Source organism: Sphingobacterium sp. DR205 (assembly GCF_011064245.1).
Classification (GTDB): Bacteria; Bacteroidota; Bacteroidia; order Sphingobacteriales; family Sphingobacteriaceae; genus Sphingobacterium; species Sphingobacterium athyrii.
On sequence record NZ_CP049333.1, the window covers coordinates 925,258 to 943,691 of the forward strand.

11 protein-coding genes are annotated in these 18,434 nt (G+C 40.2%); 4 read left to right on the plus strand and 7 right to left on the minus strand.

The window, feature by feature from the left end; all coding sequences use genetic code 11:
• Nucleotides 1–43: 43 nt before the first annotated feature.
• The 6 genes from G6053_RS03860 to G6053_RS03885 all read right to left on the minus strand — a co-directional run bounded on the left by G6053_RS03860 (nucleotide 44) and on the right by G6053_RS03885 (nucleotide 12,620).
• Nucleotides 44–1,942, minus strand: coding sequence for a SusD/RagB family nutrient-binding outer membrane lipoprotein (locus G6053_RS03860; RefSeq protein WP_165305608.1), 1,899 nt, complete (start codon nucleotides 1,940–1,942; stop codon nucleotides 44–46).
• 19 nt (nucleotides 1,943–1,961) lie between these two features.
• Nucleotides 1,962–5,057, minus strand: a complete 3,096-nt coding sequence (locus tag G6053_RS03865; protein WP_165305609.1) for a SusC/RagA family TonB-linked outer membrane protein — start codon at nucleotides 5,055–5,057, stop codon at nucleotides 1,962–1,964.
• 23 nt (nucleotides 5,058–5,080) lie between these two features.
• Nucleotides 5,081–6,247, minus strand: a complete 1,167-nt coding sequence (locus G6053_RS03870; protein WP_165305610.1) for an ROK family protein — start codon at nucleotides 6,245–6,247, stop codon at nucleotides 5,081–5,083.
• A gap of 197 nt (nucleotides 6,248–6,444) precedes the next feature.
• Nucleotides 6,445–8,046, minus strand: a complete 1,602-nt coding sequence (locus G6053_RS03875; protein ID WP_165305611.1) for a SusD/RagB family nutrient-binding outer membrane lipoprotein — start codon at nucleotides 8,044–8,046, stop codon at nucleotides 6,445–6,447.
• A gap of 12 nt (nucleotides 8,047–8,058) precedes the next feature.
• Nucleotides 8,059–11,430, minus strand: coding sequence for a SusC/RagA family TonB-linked outer membrane protein (locus G6053_RS03880; RefSeq protein ID WP_165305612.1), 3,372 nt, complete (start codon nucleotides 11,428–11,430; stop codon nucleotides 8,059–8,061).
• 26 nt (nucleotides 11,431–11,456) lie between these two features.
• Nucleotides 11,457–12,620 (minus strand): ROK family transcriptional regulator, encoded by a 1,164-nt coding sequence (locus tag G6053_RS03885; protein WP_165305613.1) that lies wholly within the window; start codon nucleotides 12,618–12,620, stop codon nucleotides 11,457–11,459.
• A 315-nt stretch (nucleotides 12,621–12,935) separates the two neighbouring features.
• Here G6053_RS03885 and G6053_RS03890 point away from each other — a divergent pair, with 315 nt between their 5' ends.
• From G6053_RS03890 to G6053_RS03905, 4 genes are all read left to right on the plus strand, one after another.
• Entirely contained in the window at nucleotides 12,936–14,150 is a 1,215-nt protein-coding gene (locus G6053_RS03890; protein WP_241254915.1) for a heparan-alpha-glucosaminide N-acetyltransferase domain-containing protein, read from the plus strand.
• 101 nt (nucleotides 14,151–14,251) lie between these two features.
• Nucleotides 14,252–14,530, plus strand: a complete 279-nt coding sequence (rpsO, locus tag G6053_RS03895; protein WP_108636007.1) for a 30S ribosomal protein S15 — start codon at nucleotides 14,252–14,254, stop codon at nucleotides 14,528–14,530.
• A 761-nt stretch (nucleotides 14,531–15,291) separates the two neighbouring features.
• On the plus strand, nucleotides 15,292–17,478 hold the full coding sequence (gene pnp, locus G6053_RS03900) for a polyribonucleotide nucleotidyltransferase (RefSeq protein ID WP_108636005.1): 2,187 nt from the start codon (nucleotides 15,292–15,294) through the stop codon (nucleotides 17,476–17,478).
• A gap of 142 nt (nucleotides 17,479–17,620) precedes the next feature.
• Complete coding sequence (locus G6053_RS03905; protein WP_165305614.1) at nucleotides 17,621–18,025, plus strand: hypothetical protein; 405 nt, start codon at nucleotides 17,621–17,623, stop codon at nucleotides 18,023–18,025.
• A gap of 38 nt (nucleotides 18,026–18,063) precedes the next feature.
• Here the strand turns inward: G6053_RS03905 and G6053_RS03910 are convergent, their stop codons facing one another.
• Nucleotides 18,064–18,390: a DUF493 domain-containing protein gene (locus G6053_RS03910; RefSeq protein ID WP_108636003.1), complete on the minus strand. Its 327-nt coding sequence runs from the start codon at nucleotides 18,388–18,390 to the stop codon at nucleotides 18,064–18,066.
• Nucleotides 18,391–18,434: the final 44 nt, after the last annotated feature.

The window sequence follows — 18,434 nt, forward strand, 5'->3', positions numbered from 1 at the left end:
CACAGATACATCTCCTCAAAATTTGACTTGTTGTATGAAAAGTCTATTTCTGTTTTGCCCACCAAAGTGGTGTCAATACTTTATCCGCGCCACCCAATAGCGATACTGCGTTCTGGTACTCCGCTGGATCAGTATCCCTAAAAGATGAAGGGAACGCTAATCGTTGTGGAAAGAACTTGATGTTGCTTGTCATAAAGTTCGCTGATGTAAGATCAGGTAAGTTTGGTAAAGCATTTTCAATCGCAGGATTCTCATAGAAAGGTAAACCCAGTCTTCTTTGATCATTCCAGGACTCTAATGGTAACCAAGGTAAATTGGCAATGAATTTTTGTGTAATAATCTTTGTCAATAAGTCATTGCGTACTGTACCGTTTTTGTAAAGTGAATTGACAGGGTATTTGATGCTTGCAGTACCCGGAGTGTTTGTGTAACCGTCAATATAATCCATAGTATGTGCGTCACCAGGTTCTGCTGTATGCGTAAAGCTAACAGATGTACCTACTCTATTATAATCGGTAGAGTTAAGGTATTCGGACGCAAATTGACCTACACCCCAGTAATCGAAATTTGCTTTGACACCATTTTCATAGGCTGCCTGTGCAGATGTTCCGGTTATCCATCCTTTTAGAGAAGCTTCAGCTAAAAGGAAATAAGTCTCCCAGTTGGCAAAGAAAATGCGACTATTCGCACTTCTTCTGAATTGAACTGCAATTGCAGGAACTTTACCGACCAATGTACTTCTAAGTCGGTTATTTGTACCTTTGGCAGCCCAGTCGCCCAATGAAAAGGCATTCCAGGTATATTTTGTGTTTACAGCAATTTTGGTATTGCCATTCACTAAGGTATCTACCGTTGTTTTAGAGTCATCGCCATTGTCGAAGAAATTCTGATTGTTAAAATCACCAGGAATAAAAAATGCCTTCAATGCACGTGGATCGATTTTATTCGGCAGACCATCCAACCAGTAACCTGCAGAAGGGTCATTGGTCATGCTAGTGAAATGATTACTGTAGCGTTTGCCGATGTAGTTTTCGGCTTTAATTGAAGATTTCAGATCTTGGGCAACTTGCTTTTCTGTTTGAATACCACCCAATCCCAGGTATAGGTTATTCAAGGTCGCCGAAAGTGCCTGATAATTCCAGCTGCGGCTCATGACGCCTGTCAAAGCATCCCAGCCATCTTTCTCGGCAACTGTAAAATTGTCCGCTGTATTGCTGATGTATTTATTGGTAGCCACAGCAGCCTCGAATTCTGATTTTGCTTTGTTCGCGTCAATCTCAGATAGGCGCATCGCCAATCGCATACGCATTGAATTCGCATATTTGACCCATTTCTCATCGTTAAACCCATAGGCACGGTCAAACTTCACGACATCGTCAGGAACTTTAATGCCCGGCTTTATTTTGGAAGTTGCGTCTTTAAGTTCTTCGAAAAGATAATAATATACATCTTTAACAGAACTGTATTTTGGATTCACACCTTCGGCAAATGCAATAGGGGTGGGGCCAAAATTATCCGTTACCTCACTGATCAGGTATGCTCTCCAGATACGGGAAATCTGCAGTAAATTATTGGTGTAATCTTTTGCGGATCCAGTATTGATTTCGTTAGTGGCAATCTCAATTCCTTTAGTTGCATTTTTGATCCATTCAGCGGAATATCTATAGTATTCTTTAGACCAATCGTCATTTACCGTTCCGGTCGCAAGACCGTTTGTCATATGTTGTCTTCCAGTAGTTTTCCAGTCGAGGACAAAGATGCGTTCAGCGATATTGGGATCTTGTTGTGCACCAGTAAGTGAGTTGTTAAAAAAGAATTCGATTTTGACTTGATCGTCGTTAGCCTTATAAGGGTTGACGTTCATCTCTTCAAATTTAGAGCATGAGCTGATTACTCCTCCCAAAAGAACTGCAAAACCTATTTTTGATATGATATTTTTCATGATTTATCGTTTTTATTGATTAGAAGCCTAAAGTAACATTAAGGAAGAATGATCTAGAAGTTGGTGTAGAGAAGTTCTCAAAACCTGTCGCATTTGAATTGATGGCAAATACGGATTCGGGATCTATCCCATTGGCGTAACTTTTAATCATCCAGACATTATTTGCTGTCAGGCTGACTTTGGCACGTTGTACAATGCTATTACCAAGTATGCTTTTTGGGAAATTATAACTCAATGTCACATTTCTCAAACGGATATTCGTTGCATCATACACATTTTGCTCTGTAATACCATAGTTTCCTGATGTGGAAGTTACTTGTGTCCAATACAATTGTTGCGTTGTTTGTACCGTATTTTTCGTGTAAGTTCCATTGGAGGCTATCACGCCGTCTACGACAAATGGATTACGTTCACCATTTGGCGCTGTGACAGCGGCGCTACCATTTGCCTGCAGATTTAGATTTGTTCCGGAGAAGAATTCACCGCCAAATCTTCCGTCCACCTGAAAGCTCAAGCCAAAGTTTTTGTAGGCAAAATTATTGTTCCAGCCTACCAATGCCTTAGGAGCTTGATTTCCGAGTTTGTGTAGACCGCTCGCCGCCTGTGGTAATCCACTGCCATTTAAAATCAATTGACCATTAAATTCACTGTTCGGATCTTCAACTCTTAGGAATTTAGTGCCGTAAATATCTCCATATAATCCACCTTCAAGGGCACGGATAGAGACGTTGTCATAAGATCCCAAGGGATACATGTCTACGCCGTCAGCGAGGCTGATGATTTTATTCCTGTTTCTTGAAAAGTTCAGGCTAGAATTCCAGATCAGGCCTTCCTTGTTGGTCAATATTCTTCCGTCCAATACGATTTCAAAACCTGAGTTTTGGATGTTTCCAGCATTGATTTTCTCGTATTCATAGCCGCTGTAAGGGTTCATTGGAAGATCTATCAGCTGGTTGGTTGCATTTGTTTTATACCAGGCAAAATCCAGTCCTAATCTGCTGTTAAATAATCTGGTGTCAAAACCAAATTCGATGGTTTTAATGAGCTCGCTAAGGATGCTAGGGCTATATTTGGTATTTCCCATGCCAGCAGTGGTATTGCCATTTGGATCTTTTCCAATGTTGTAAACGTTATACAATTGGAAAGATGGAAGATCGTTACCGACTTCGGCATAAGAGCCTCTTAACTTCGCGAATGATAACCAGCTTGGCAATGAACCGCCTGTCTTCGTAATCATATCTGAAATTACCCACGATCCACTTATGGATGGGTAGAAGAAAGATCTATTGTCCAACCCTAGCGCTGATGACCAATCATTTCTTCCAGTTACGTTAAAGAATAGGTAATTGTCGTAATTGATTTCCGCAGTAGCATATAGTGAGTTGATCTGCTTTTGCAATAAACTCTGTTCGATCGTAGGAAAAGATTTACTGTTGTTGATGTAGAACAGATTTGGTACTTGCAACTCTCCTGTACTTGCATCTATTCCTGTAGATCTCGTTTTCATGATCTGACCGAATACGGAAGCAGATCCGCCCCATTTCCCTATTAAATTATCTTTACGGGCATTTAATGCAACAGTGAAGTTGTTTTCAAAAAAGGTGTTTTTCCCGACTCCGTAACTACCGCCTGTAATCAACGGGCTACCACCATAAGTTTTGTTTTCATAATTGGTGGTATACTGATCACGACCGAATCTTGCTTCTGCATCTAACCAGTCATTGAATTTGTATTTGATGTTCCCATTCATGATAAAACGGTCACGAATGTCATTATTCAGACGGTATTTTTCCAGCCAATAGGGATTCATGGTTTTGTTCTCACTTGTTCCATACCAAGCCATATCGCCCACTGCGTTCAATGGGTTTTTAAAGTCCAGAATATTCATGGAACGAGGCATGGTAAACAAGGTGCTATAAACGTTTGAATTATTCTGGCCGGAAATAGGTCTGTTTTTGGCATTCATATTCATGTACTGCACTTTGACATCAGTGGTCCAGCGTTTGTCAGGGCCAAATGATGAAGTGACCTTAGTCATCAAATTGATTCGTTCCAATGAAGAGCCAGGAATTTTGCTTTGGTCGTTTAAATAGGTTGCAGACGAATAGATGTTGGTCTCGCCCAACTGTTGTTGAAAAGCAAGGTTTTGGGTGTGATTAACGCCTGTATTAAAGTATGCGCCAATATTGTCGTATACATTGGTCGCCTTATCACCCCAGCTCGTTGTGCTTATTGGGTTGTAAACACCGTCTTTTCCTTGTCCATAGCTATTTTGGAGCTTTGGTGTCATGAATATCGTTTCAAGGCCGATGGTTGATGAATACGTGATACCGGCCCCTTTTTGAGATTTACCCGATTTTGTTGTGATCACGATAGCACCGTTACCTGCTCTCGATCCATATAAGGCCGAAGCGGCACCGCCTTTCAGGACAGACATACTCTCGATGTCGTCGGGGTTGATGTCACCTAAACCACCACCCATATCCGTCGCAGGATTCCACATATCGTTATTTTTATCGCCATTTCCTTTCATACCACCAAGGAAATTGTTCATCGGCACACCGTCTACGATTATTAAGGGTTGGTTATCTCCGGTAAGGGAGTTGTTACCACGTAGTGTAATCTTGGTTGAAGATGCGGGACCCGCTGAGCCTTTGATGACTTGAAGACCAGAAACTTTACCCACTAAAGCATTGGCAACATTTGTCTCTTTGGCATCGGTAAGTTGTTCGGATTTAACTTCTTGAAAAGAATAGCCTAGTGTTTTCTTTTCTCTTTTTATGCCCATTGCTGTTACGACAACTTCTTCCAGTGCCGATGCATCTGCGGTTAATGTTACATTAATCGTTTTAGTTGAGCCAACCACGATTTCTTGAGCTTTGTATCCGACGATTGATAGGCGTATGGTTTCGCCAGGAGCTGCATCAATGCTAAACGATCCGCTTGCATTTGTTTGTGTAGCTTTTGAAGTACCTTTGACTGCCACAGTGACCCCCGAAATCGGCCCTTTGTCATCAGATACTTTACCTGTAATTGTTTGTTGTGCATAAAGGGCAGTAGCACTAAATATAGTGCCCAGTGCTAACCCCGCTGCTTTTTTGTAAAATAGACTCATTTTTTAGGTAATTAAGTAAGAGTTTAATTCGTTAAAATGCGATTGATATAATGTTCGACAACCAAAGCTGTTGTCCCTTTTTGTTGTGCAGTTTTATGTAACTCGGATATTTCTATTGCAGTCATTTTCGCTATTCTTGGAATGCTGAATTCATTGACGGCATTCTGGATCTGTGGCGCCAAAATATGTCCGATTTCGGCTCCACGACCGCTGATAATAACCTTATTTGGATTGAGGATATGAAGCAAGGTGGATATTCCCTTTCCGATCATAAAACCGATCCTTCCGATATTGTTGATAACTAATTGATCTCCAATTTTCGCAGCTTCTATAAGTGCGTTGTTTTTGTTGCTTTCGGTCTTAATGAGTGTGCTGTAGATGGAATATTCTCCCTGTTGGATTGCCATTTCTGTCTGCGCTATGGCAGATTTTAGCGATGCCTCTACCTCAAGACAACCCCTTTTTCCGCAGGAACATAAGCTATTGGTGTTAGACAATGGAATATGACTGAACTCGCCGGCAAAACCCGTGGCACCTGTAAAAATTTCACCGTTAATAATAATTCCTAAACCCACTCCCCAATTCAAATTGATGACTAGGGTATGTGTGCTGTCGACACCGCCGCCAAATTCCTTCTCGGCCCAGGCAACACAACGTGAATCGTTGTCGATGATCGTTGGAATATTCAACGCTTTTTCAATCAGATTCTGGAGATGATGGATCGGTTCGTTGTCAGGGAATGAATCATTAACACCGAGGGCCGTATTGACAAAACCCGGCATGCTGATCCCTATTCCTATAATTTTAGTGTTGTCTACATGGTGCCGATTGAGAAACACGTTAAGCGCCTCGAGAACTTTAGGTCCAGCAACTGGCTCACTGATATCCAACGCAATGTCGAATTGCTGATGCAGAATTTCCTGTCTCAGATTGCTTATATAGATGGATGTATAGAATTGATCAATGGATATGCTTACAATCAGGTGGTCGACATCGTCATTCAATGCATATAATGCAGCTCTCCTACCGCCTGTTGACGCTGCTAACCCCTTGTCGACAATGATACGCTGTTCTAATAGCTCATTGATTACTTTTGTAACAATAGGGGTGCTTTTTGACAGACTTTTAGAAAGTCCAGCAATAGACAGCTCCTTCAGATAATACAGATGTATAAGGATTTTCTCCTTCAATTCCATTACGTTATGTGGGTTTGCGTTAGTGTTTTCCCATTAGTGAGCGCTAAAGATATGTTATTTTTATATTAAGAGAAAATAACTTTTTGAATATTTTTAAAAAGTATTCTGTTTTCTGTGTTAAATTTTATTTTGTATTAAAGAAAAAACGCCCCAAATTTTGGGGCGTTTTAGAATGAATATGTACTATGCTTTTATTTTACATCCCACCAAACTTTTACTTTTTGCCATTCCGTACTATTAACTTCTTTCTTTGTGGCCTCTAATGTATTATCTCGATTATATTGGTATTCCTTATCCGCATAATTTAATCTTTTTATTACACCAAATTCTTTTTCATACAAATCGTTGTTTACCGAAGACTTTGGTGTAGCATCCGTTTGCCGTGTTAAAGCCCAAGCTTCATATGGTTGTCTAAAATTATCTAACCAACGCTGTGTATAGATTAATTTTAGCGCATTTGTAGTGCTTAATGTGGTGGAAAATGCTACTTTCGGATTAGCCAAGATGATATTTAATTGCGTGCTGGTGGGTAAAGAGGTGGGTTTGTTCTCTTTCCAGACGACGCTTTTCATCGCCATGGTCGTCCAAAAATTAATGGATGACCTGACACCATTTTCATACTCTGTTTTGGCTGTAGTTAAACTTGCTGCAGCCCCAATTCCTTTCGCCGCTGCTTCCGCTTTTAGAAAATAGACTTCTGCCGCAGTAATGATCAATTCCGGAATATTTTTATCGCGGCCAAAATAATAATTGAAATTCGAGATTAGGTTTCCTGCTCCCTTATTAGACCAATCATCATCTCTTCGCCGGTTATAGGGTTCACCACCATCGGACATCGCGACGTTTTGCGGTTTCGGTGCCCATTCATTTTTAGCATTTGTTTCAAAAAAGATTTTGGCTCTTGGATCGAAAATTCCAGAACCATCTTTATTATTATTGTTGCTAAGCATTTCCCAGGCGGTACTCCCCATGCGTAAATAAATTCCGGCATGAAATGACCATTCCCGCCATTCACCGGTGAAATTTTGTACAGCAGGCGTCAATCCGATATTTTCAATGTTTTCTAGAAGTGGTAAAGTTAATGCCTCTTGCACATGAGTGGCTGCAACAGTTCCATTGGCGTCACTCATACGTAGTGCATAGCGTAAACGTAAGGAGTTGCCAAATTTTTTCCATAAGGCAATATCGCTATTTAACATGGATTCTGATGTTCCTATATTAATCTGATCGGCAGAGCTGCTTAAGTTTGCTACTGCTGTTTTTAAATCATTTAATAAGCTTTCGTAAATACTTTTTTGATTATCAAATGCAGGTCGGTAATTGGTAGGACCTTGGTCTGCCATGCCGGCCTCAAAATAAGGGATATCGCCAAAGACATCAGTCATTTTAAAGGTCTTGTAGGCCTTTAGAATCGTGAGCATCGCCTGTATGTTTTGATACTTAGCTTTGTCTGGCGATTCATTGATCATTTTTTCGGTCAATCGAATGGAAATAAGAGCCCTATAGTAGTTTTCCCATAATTCGTTTGATGCATTTTGCATGGAATATCCCGAGTTTCCTACGGTTGTTCCTAGCTGTGCGATGGGGTAGATCCATGTATTCGCGGTTGCTTGTTCCTGGGCACCAAGTTCGATACTCGCCACAACGCCATTAAAAAGACTTTTTATATCCGCAGTTTGTGCGTCTTTCCAAGGCGCGTTCATTTCATCAAAATCTTTGGTACATGATGTTACTATTGCTGTTCCCAAAAATAGTGAACTATATAAGAGTGTTTTTAGATGTTTTCTTTTCATGATTTCCATTTATTAAAACGATGCACTAATGCTAAAGCCCAGAGAGCGAACACCCGGAAGGGCCCCGAACTCAATACCCTGTGCGTTACCGATTCCGTTAACTGCTTCTGGATTTAAATTATCCGGTAAACTGGTGTACAAATAAAATAAATCACGACCTATTAATGAGGCGGACATTCCTTGGAAAAATTTCGTCTTTTGAACTACAGATTTTGGAATCTGATAGGTTAACCGAACTTCACGAAGTTTTGCCCAGGAATTTTCCAAAACAGCCAAACTTCGAGGCATGGGGATATTTGACCAGGCTGCATAGGAGCCCGCGTATTTCCACATATAGTGAACGACATCTTTATTGTCTGTTCCATCGGCAAAGACGCCATCTAAAATTACACCATGGTTTGCTTTTGATCCATCGGGGTAGGTATACCCCAAGCCACCACCGTCTCTTTCCAACAGCGTTTCAGGAGCAAGACCATTTCCCATAGCTGTGGAATAACTTCCACTCCAAATATCCCCACCCCATTTGAAGTCCACTAAGGCATAAAATGAAAAATCTTTGTAGCGCAGATTTGTTCCTAGTCCCCCTGTTAATTTAGGGTTTGCGTTTCCGATTGGTACCTGATTCGTTGTAACTTTGTAATGTGTGCCTGTGGGATTACCTTGTCCATCCAATACCCGTTCTACAATCCGTTTGCCTGTTTTTTCATCATATTGAAAGTCTGTTCCATAAATTGTCCCGAAGTTGTCGCCAACTTTAACCTTCATCGTTACCCCTTCGTTGCCAAACATTTCATCCAAGTAATATTCGTCAATTCCTGGAGCCAGCTTAATAAGTTTGTTTCTATTTTGCGCTCCGTTGAGCGTCAGATCCCACGAAAAATCCTGTGTTTTTATTGGTGTTGCTCTTAACGTAAATTCTATCCCTTTATTTTGGAGTTCACCGGAGTTTGTTCGTACACCTGTAACACCAGAAGAAGGGGCGACATTCAAGTCGATGATTTGATCCGTGGAATTGACTTTGTAATAGGTAAAGGTTAATCCAAGCCGATTTTTCAAAAAGCTCAGATCTGTTCCGAGTTCATAAGAAGTGGAGCGCTGGGGTTTTAGTAAATCTACAGGTAATAAATTATTTGAAATCTTACGGAGAGCTTGGCCATTGAATGTTCCGGTACTGTAAATATAGGATGTCTGATACGGTTTAGTTCCGATGGCACTTTTCGCAAATGCAGCCCTTAATTTTCCATAATCTAACCAACTGGGTTTGTTTGCCCATTTTTCGGTAAAGACATAGCTTAAAGATGCTGCTGGATAATTATAGCTTCTTGTTTTGCTAGGCAAAGTTGAAGCCCAATCATTTCTAAAGGTTCCTTCGAAGAAGAGGAAATTGTCATACGAGATATTGGCAATTCCAAATAAAGAATTTATCTGTTGTTCCATCCGTTCCTCGGTAGGTATAAAACCAGATACGGTACCGTTTTTATTGATATTGGCTAAATAAAATAAAAATGGATCATTGAACGGACCGTCATTAAATCCTTGGATACCTCGATAATTGGATTTCCAGGAACTAGCTCCTGCCGAAATACTACCGCTAAATTTGGATCCATTGAGATTCTCTTTATGTGCTGTTGCCAAAAAGTCGAGATTTCGATCAGTCGTTTTATATAGCTCGTGTCCATATTTTCCTTGTAGCCCTTCTTTATCGGTCGGATAGGACTTTTTGTCAAATTCATCTGAAGAAAAGTTTCCAGAAGCTCTACCCATTAAAGTTAACCAATCTGTTAATTCAGCGTTTAATTTAACTGTTCCTAATAGTTGATCACGATTTAGTTCAGTATTGTTCATGAAAATATTCCAATAAATATCCTTTCCGTATCCACCGTAAGGATATCCCATATTGTAAACCGAACCATCTAATAAGTTTTTACTGCCATCTGGATTTCGATAAATGTCCTTTTCTAGATTTTTATAATCCCGTGACATACCATAAGTTGAAAATTTACCCCAAGAATTATTGCTATTTCCCACATCAGGAGAATTAAGACGATAGAAATTAATATAGCTTGCAGATACATCTGCGGTAACTTTCTTTGATATTTTTACGTTTGTCCCTAAATTGAAAGTGTTGTTATTAAAATTACTATTGGGAATGATTGATGTATTGTTTTGGCGAGTATAAGATAAGCGTACACTTCCAAGATCATTAGCTCCACTAAAAGCAACATTATGGGTTTGTGTATTACCCGTACGGTAAAATGATTTGATATTATCGGGTTGTGGAGAGTAATTCCTTTTTGTTCCATCCCACCATAGAATTTCCTGACCTTTCATTTCGGCGCCCCATGAAGCACCTGTTCCATACCAGCTAAAATAATCCCAGGTATTTTTTCCTCCAGGGACAGTCCCGTGACTAAGCCATTTCTGATCAGTGATATTTGTTCCGGACCAAGGGTCTGCACCTGGGTATCTTAACTGACCTTTAGCGTCTACAGGTAATGTTGGAATGGCGGAATATAGCGCGATCGCTCCTCCGTATCCGTATTTATTTTGCATTTCTTGATAACGGAAGGGCTCGTTGGAGCGAAATGAGTAGTTATAGTCAATTCCAAGTCCCTCCTTTAGCTTACCTTTTTTTGTTGTAATTAAAACAACACCATTGCCACCTCGTGCGCCATACAATGCGGCCGCAGTAGGTCCTTTTAATACACTTACATCTTCAATATCATCCGCATTGATAAAATTTAATATCGAACCCCAGTCCTGATAGGATCCGCTTGCTTTGGTAATGTCATTTCCCTTACTTGTAATTTGATTGTTATCTATGGGCATGCCATCGATGACATAGAGCGGTTGATTTGCTCCGGTTAATGAGGCTGCACCACGTATAACCACGCGTTGCGATCCGCCTTCAACACCATTCGACATGCTGATATTCATTCCTGAAACTTTTCCCATTAGTCCGGTGGCAACAGTTGGTGCATTTGTTTGTGTAAGTTCACGACCACCAACTTTTTGTACCGAATAGCCCAGTGATTTGGCTTCGCGTTTGATTCCTAATGCTGTAACGACAACCTCATCCAGGCTTGAATCATCGTTAGAGAGGGTTACATCGATAGTTTTTGTTGCATTGACTTGAATTTCCTGAGGTTTATATCCGACTATGGATATACGTAAGGTTTCTCCTTGGCTGGCTTGGATCGTAAAACTTCCGTTTTCATTGGTTTGGGTAGCTCGATTTGTTCCTTTTACGGAGATTGATGCGCCAGCAACTGCTCCGTTTGCATCCCTTACTGTACCAGTAATAGACTGCTGTGCATAGAGCGATGTGACACTAAAAAGTGTGCACAAAGCTAACCCTGCAGCTTGTTTTTGAAGTAGACTCATAATGTAGGTGTTTGTATAAAAATAGTTTAGTTAATAATATTATCAATCAAGTGATCTGCAACCAAAGCAGCAGTTCCCATCTGCTGTGCATCTTTGTGAAGAGACGAAATCTCTATTTTTGTCATTTTTGCTATTTTAGGAATGCTAAATTCATTGATAGCAACTTGAATTTGGGGTGCTATGATGTCACCCACTTCTGCCCCACGGCCACTAATAATTATCTTGTTGGGATTGAGAATATGGAGTAAGGTAGAAATACCTTTTCCGAGCATGTAGCCGATCTTTCCTAGGTTATTAATCGCAATTTGGTCGCCCAATTTTGCCGCTTCGATCAATGCATCTGCTTTATTGGAACTTGCTTTAACAAATGTTGAGTAAATCGAATATTCGCCATTCTCAATATCGGATTCCGTGTTTTGTATTGCAGCGTTCAATGACGCTTCAACCTCCAGACAGCCTCTTTTTCCACAGGAACATAAGGTGTTTTTGTCAGATAACGGGATGTGGCTAAATTCACCCGCAAAACCTGTTGCACCTTTAAAAATCTCGCCATTTATGATGATCCCTAAACCAACGCCCCAGTTTAGGTTGATGACGAGTGTATGTGCAATGTCCACACCGTGACCGAATTCTTTTTCTGCCCAGGCGATACAACGGGAGTCATTGTCGATGACAGTCGCCACTTTTAGCTTTTCTTCAATTTGTCTGTAGAGGTGGTGAAGGGACGAGCTTTTAGGATAAGAGTCGTTAATTTTTTCCTCCGGATTAACAAAGCCCGGCATACTAATACCCACTCCAATAATGTTTTTTCCGTCTATCTGGCTCTCTTTGATAATATCTTCTAGCTTCTGAAGAATGGTTTCGCCAGCATTCTGTTCTTTGAGATTAATGGGTACATCTTTTTGTTGGGCGATGATATTATGCGCTAGATCAGATATAGTGAAAGAACTATAATATTGGTCAATTGCGATACTAATGATAAGGTAGGGAAGAGTGCTATTTAGACCGTATTTGGAAGCACGGCGCCCCCCTGTTGATTCGCCTAAGCCGTTATCAAGAATAAGTTCTTGTTTGACCAGTTCGTTAATGTTCTTTGTAACGATCGGTGTGCTTTTTGAAAGATTTTTTGAGATATCCGCAATGGATTGCGTCTCGTTGTAATATAATAATCTTAATATGTCAGCTTTCATCGGTATAATTGGCTTGTGAAAGAATCGGTTATAATTGTATGATAAAGATAAAGCATTTTGTGCATAAGTTCAAAATACTTTTTAATTTTTTTTAAAAAGTAGAAAGCCTAGACGTGATTCTAGACTGTCGGTAGTAGCAAACTTAACACAGGGTAAGTTTCGAAATATATAGCTACTTCATAGAATAATTTATTATTAAGTTCCAAATACTTTTTAAAAAAAATAAAAAGAACTCCTGTTTGTGCGATAATTAATTGAATTATGCATAAAAATGAATTCGTTAATACCTATATTTACTAGCTAATCACTTAATTTATGATGAAACAACGTTATTATTCCTTGGATGTGTTTCGTGGGGCTACTGTGGCACTGATGATTATGGTTAATAATCCGGGGACTTGGGCGCATATGTTCGCGCCGCTGAAACATGCAGCCTGGCATGGCTGTTCTCCTACGGACTTGGTTTTTCCTTTTTTTCTATTCGCAGTAGGAAATGCCATGTCCTTTGTGATTCCTCGATTGCAGGAAGCTGGCCCCGCGGTTTTTTGGAAGAAGGTACTTAAACGCACGGTTTTAATTTTTGCTATTGGGCTTTTTATTAACTGGTGGCCTTTTATTAAATGGGAGGGGGCAGAACTGGTTTTTAAACAATGGGTAGACCCCAATGATCCGAGCCGGGGGATTCGTATCCTTGGTGTGCTGCAACGTATTGCAATCGCTTATTGTTTTGCCTCTATATTAGCGTATTACTTTAAAGAAAAAGCAATTATTTGGATTTCTGCTGGTATTTTATTGCTGTATTGGGTTGTCTGTGCACTGGCAGGGGGAGCTGATCCTTATAGTTTAGAAGGGTGGTTTGGTACCAAGCACGATATCGCGATATTGGGTCTGCCGCATATTTATAAAGGCGAAGGTGTTCCATTCGACCCAGAGGGATTGATGAGTACCCTACCGGCGATCGTACAGGTTGTGTTTGGTTATCTGGTCGGTGTATTCATAAAAAAACAGGGTCAGGTGGACTGGTTATGGTCTAAAGTACCTGCCTCAAAAGAACCTCATATTAAATTGTTGGCCGGGATGTTTGTTACTGGTTTTATCCTTGTAGTTCTGGCCTGGATCTGGGCGCTCGGCTTCCCGATCAATAAAAAAATCTGGACGAGTTCCTATGTGCTCTATACAACAGGACTGGCGACAATGACAATTGGCGGTATGATTTGGTTTATCGAGGTGCAGGGTGTCAAAAACAAACTCACTCAATTTTTTGATGTATTCGGCAAGAATCCGTTATTTATTTTTGTGTTGAGCGGAATCCTGCCCCGTTTTCTCGGTTTATTCCGGATCCCCGATGGATTGAAGGATGACGGAACACAGAAATATACCGACGCTTTTGCCTGGTTTTATAAATATGTTTGCGCCAAAGTTCCTGGAATTCCAGAAGTCGGATCGTTTGTGTATTCGCTGTGCTTTTTGACACTCATGTGGGTGATTTGCTACTGGCTGGACAAGAAGAAAATATATGTCAAAGTGTAATGGAAGTGAAGAAGTTATGAGCATAATTTGTTCGTCTCAAAAAAAACGCTACCTTTGCACGCAATTAATAAATTTTTTAACGCTTTAATATTATTCAAGAGATGTATTTAAGTAAAGAGTACAAAGCTGAGATCTTCGCAGAATTTGCTGGATCAGCTACTAACACTGGATCTACAGAAGGTCAAGTTGCTTTATTCACGAAGAGAATCGCTCACTTAACTGAGCATTTGAAAAAGAACAGAAAAGATTTCGGTACACAACGTGCCCTACAAATGTTGGTAGGTAAACGTCGTTCATTATTGGCTTATCTTTACAAAAAAGATATTAACCGTTACCGTGCGATCATCAAAGGTCTAGGTCTACGTGATATCATCAAATAAGCTTTTGTACAAAGGTTTTTTAAGAAAGCCATCCAATTTTGGATGGCTTTTTTTTTACTATCTGTTATCAAATCGGCAGGGAAGAAGTATACAGTGCTATCAGGCAGGTATGCTGCTGCATGAAGAGAAAGGGATGATAAGCTTCTATCTTGAGGATAAACGCGATAGAGCTACAATGAAGCTATTAGATGGTAATGAAAGAAAATTAAAGTAGGAAAGCGGGAAACTGGTTTCTTGAGGATGTCTAGTGTCGGCCTTCGGCTGGCGGAGTGCTTTAATAGGGGACAAGTTAATACCTGGTTATTGCCAAGTTCGACCTGTAAGCAGATTAAGTGCACAGTGAGTCCACGTTGAGTCCACCTTTTAAGGTGCTTTCACTGTGCCTGCATGTTTTTTACAAGTCGAGAACAGGGCGGCCTTGGGGCGAACTTGGTCATAAGCTATTTACAACAACGTCCCTTGAAAATTGCAAGGTTCATAATCTATTAATGGTATAAATAAAGCCGATAAGCAAATTCCCCTATAAGATCAACGTTTCAATACCTATTCGAGTAAACCAGCAATCGCAGGTGGGAGGTAAGCGATATGCAAATTGGATGGGTTCGAAAACAAATGTAGCGAAGTGTTAGTATTTGATTATTTAGCCTGATGTTAATTGCATTAATCTTAATATTTTAATTTACCTTTGTGCTGAAATCTAACGTATTTAAAATATAGGCCCGCTGCCAACAAGATGAAAAGCGTGTCAAAAATAAGATTAAATGAATTACAACGAAATTAAAACAACCATCGATATGGGTAATGGCACCCAGATCGAATTGTCTACAGGAAAATTGGCAAAACAGGCTGATGGTGCTGTGGTATTAAAACAAGGTGATACGATGTTGCTTGCAACTGTCGTTTCTGCCAAAGAAGCTAAATCTGGTGTTGATTTTTTACCACTTTCGGTAGATTATCAAGAGAAATATGCGGCTACTGGCCGTATTCCGGGTGGCTTCCTACGTCGTGAGGCTAGATTATCAGACTATGAAGTATTAATTTCCCGTTTGGTAGACCGTGCACTACGTCCATTATTCCCTGAAAACTATCACGCAGACACACAAGTTGCCATCAGCTTGATTTCGGCGGATAAAGATATTATGCCTGATGCGTTAGCAGGTCTGGCAGCATCCGCTGCAATTGCGGTTTCTGATATTCCTTTTAATGGTCCTATCTCAGAAGTTCGCGTAGCGAAAATCGACGGTCAATTGGTCATCAATCCAAAATTATCTGAACTTGAAAATGCGACTTTAGAATTTATCGTTGCTGGTTCGGCTCAGGATATCGGTATGGTGGAAGGTGAAGCAAAAGAAATTTCAGAAGCTGAAATGGTTGAAGCGATCGCTTTTGCACATGAGGCTATCAAAAAACAAGTTGCAGCACAAGTAGAATTGGCTAATTTGGTCGGTAAAACAGTGAAACGTGAGTATAATCACGAACCTGAAAACCTTGAATTGAGAGCTTCCATTTTCGCTGCTACTTATGATAAAGTATATGCAATTGCGAAATCAGCTTCAGCGAAACATGACCGTTCTGAGAACTTTGCAAAAATTGCGGAAGAATACAGAGCGACAATGCCTGAAGAATTGGATGATGATACCGCATTCTTATTCAAAAAATATTTTCACGATGTTCAGTATGATGCTGTCCGTAATCTAGTTTTGGATGAAGGCATGCGTTTAGATGGCCGTGACGTACGTACAGTACGCCCGATCTGGTCTGAAGTGGATTATCTGCCTGCGGCACACGGTTCTGCCGTATTTACACGTGGTGAAACACAGTCATTGACATCGGTTACTTTAGGTGCTAAAGACGATGAGCAAATGATCGATGGTGCTTTTATCAACGGTTATAACAAATTTATCCTTCACTATAACTTCCCTGCGTTCTCTACAGGTGAAGTAAGACCAAACAGAGGTCCTGGTCGTCGTGAAGTTGGTCACGGTAACCTGGCGATGCGTTCATTGAAACAGGTCCTTCCTGCAGATAACGAAAATCCATATACAATCCGTGTGGTTTCCGATATTTTGGAATCCAATGGTTCATCCTCAATGGCGACTGTATGTGCCGGCACATTGGCGCTTTTGGATGCTGGTGTGAAATTGAAAGCGCCTGTATCGGGTATCGCAATGGGATTAATCTCCGATGAGAAAACTGGTAAATATGCAATTTTATCGGATATCTTAGGGGACGAAGATCACTTAGGTGATATGGACTTTAAGGTAACCGGTACGGAGAAAGGTATCGTTGCTTGTCAGATGGATTTAAAAATCAATGGTTTGAAATGGGAAGTGTTGACACAAGCTTTGGACCAAGCGAAAGAAGCGCGTTTACATATCTTAGGTGAAATGAAGAAAACCATTTCTGCTCCACGTGAAGACTATAAACCACATGCACCTCGTATCGTTCAATTGTTGATCGATAAAGAATTTATCGGTGCTGTAATCGGCCCTGGTGGTAAGATTATTCAAGAAATGCAACGTGAGACCGGTGCAACGATTTCTATCGAAGAGGTTGATAATAAAGGTGTCGTACAAGTATTTGCGGATAATAAAGCTGCAATTGACGATGCTGTAGGTCGTATCAAAGCGATTGCTTCTAAACCTGAAATTGGTGAAACTTACGAAGGTAAAGTAAAATCAATTATGCCATTTGGTGCATTCGTTGAAATTATGCCGGGTAAAGATGGTTTGTTGCACATCTCTGAAATTGACTGGAAACGTCTTGAAACAATGGATGGCATCTTCAAAGAAGGTGATAAAGTAACGGTTAAATTATTGGATATTGACAAACAAGGTAAAATGAAACTTTCTCGTAAAGCTTTATTGCCTCGTCCTCCAAAAGAAGATAAACCAAAACAAGATAAGCCAAATGGCGAAGCTCCAGTAGCCGGTGCCGGACAGGAATAAGCTTGTTCTTTAACTTAATATATAAAAGCCCGCTATGTAGCGGGCTTTTTTTGTGCGCTAAATTTGATTAACTTGGTACTATCTATTAATTATGGTCCGAATATATTGTTTTCTATTTTTATCGGTATTATATCGGCCGGTTGTGGCCCAAGTATCAAAAAATACTGATACAAGCCATATCTATACGGCTGTGGATATTTTTCTTGTACCGAAAGAGGGAATGAATAATTTTAAGATCCATTGGCTAAATTATCTAAAAGAAGCTAAGCGGGACGGCCGATTGGACAAAGCGATACATGCTGACCATATATTTGAGGTACTCGTCACAAAAAACGGATCACTAATGGACAGGGGAAATGGTGCTAAAGATCTGGTTCTACTTGATTTTCTAAAAATGCAAAAAAAATGGAGTCCGGGGATTCAATCGGGGCGCCCGATATGCTATCTTTTGAAACTCAAAGTTCCGAAAGAATTGTTTGATCAGGTCAAGATGGAAGAGCTGCTTGTTCAAGGCGATTTGGTCAAGCAGGAACTTCTTGAACAATAAACAAAACAGGCTGTCATTTCGACAGCCTGTTTTGTTTATTATAGCATAATAACGCCTTTTATCTTGGCGACTTCTTTGTAGAAGTAAATGACCTGATCTGCATCTTTTACATTCAGGCTGACCGTGATCGAGGTGTATTTGCCTGTTTTGGAATCCTTGAAGTCAAAACGTGCATCCGTATCATCAAATACACTTTGAATCTGATTGAAATGATCCTGATCTTTTGGTAAGATAAATTTGTACGTATAGTCTTTTGGAAAGGTTTCCAAGTCTTCTAATCTTTCTTTAAAAGTTTCATAGAAGTCTTTAGGATTCTCGCCTCCATCAGGGATGTCTTGTATGTTGATGTTTTTGTAATCTGCCATTTTTTGTTCTCCTTAATTTATATAGGTATTAACAAATATTAATC

Bases quoted from the DNA above. Each gene is read 5' to 3' on its own strand.
- G6053_RS03885 (WP_165305613.1), bottom strand. From the start codon at position 12,620: ATGAAAGCTGACATATTAAGATTATTATATTACAACGAGACGCAATCC.
- G6053_RS03890 (WP_241254915.1), top strand. From the start codon at position 12,936: ATGATGAAACAACGTTATTATTCCTTGGATGTGTTTCGTGGGGCTACT.
- G6053_RS03860 (WP_165305608.1), bottom strand. From the start codon at position 1,942: ATGAAAAATATCATATCAAAAATAGGTTTTGCAGTTCTTTTGGGAGGA.
- G6053_RS03880 (WP_165305612.1), bottom strand. From the start codon at position 11,430: ATGAGTCTACTTCAAAAACAAGCTGCAGGGTTAGCTTTGTGCACACTT.
- rpsO (WP_108636007.1), top strand. From the start codon at position 14,252: ATGTATTTAAGTAAAGAGTACAAAGCTGAGATCTTCGCAGAATTTGCT.
- pnp (WP_108636005.1), top strand. From the start codon at position 15,292: ATGAATTACAACGAAATTAAAACAACCATCGATATGGGTAATGGCACC.
- G6053_RS03910 (WP_108636003.1), bottom strand. From the start codon at position 18,390: ATGGCAGATTACAAAAACATCAACATACAAGACATCCCTGATGGAGGC.
- G6053_RS03865 (WP_165305609.1), bottom strand. From the start codon at position 5,057: ATGAGTCTATTTTACAAAAAAGCAGCGGGGTTAGCACTGGGCACTATA.
- G6053_RS03875 (WP_165305611.1), bottom strand. From the start codon at position 8,046: ATGAAAAGAAAACATCTAAAAACACTCTTATATAGTTCACTATTTTTG.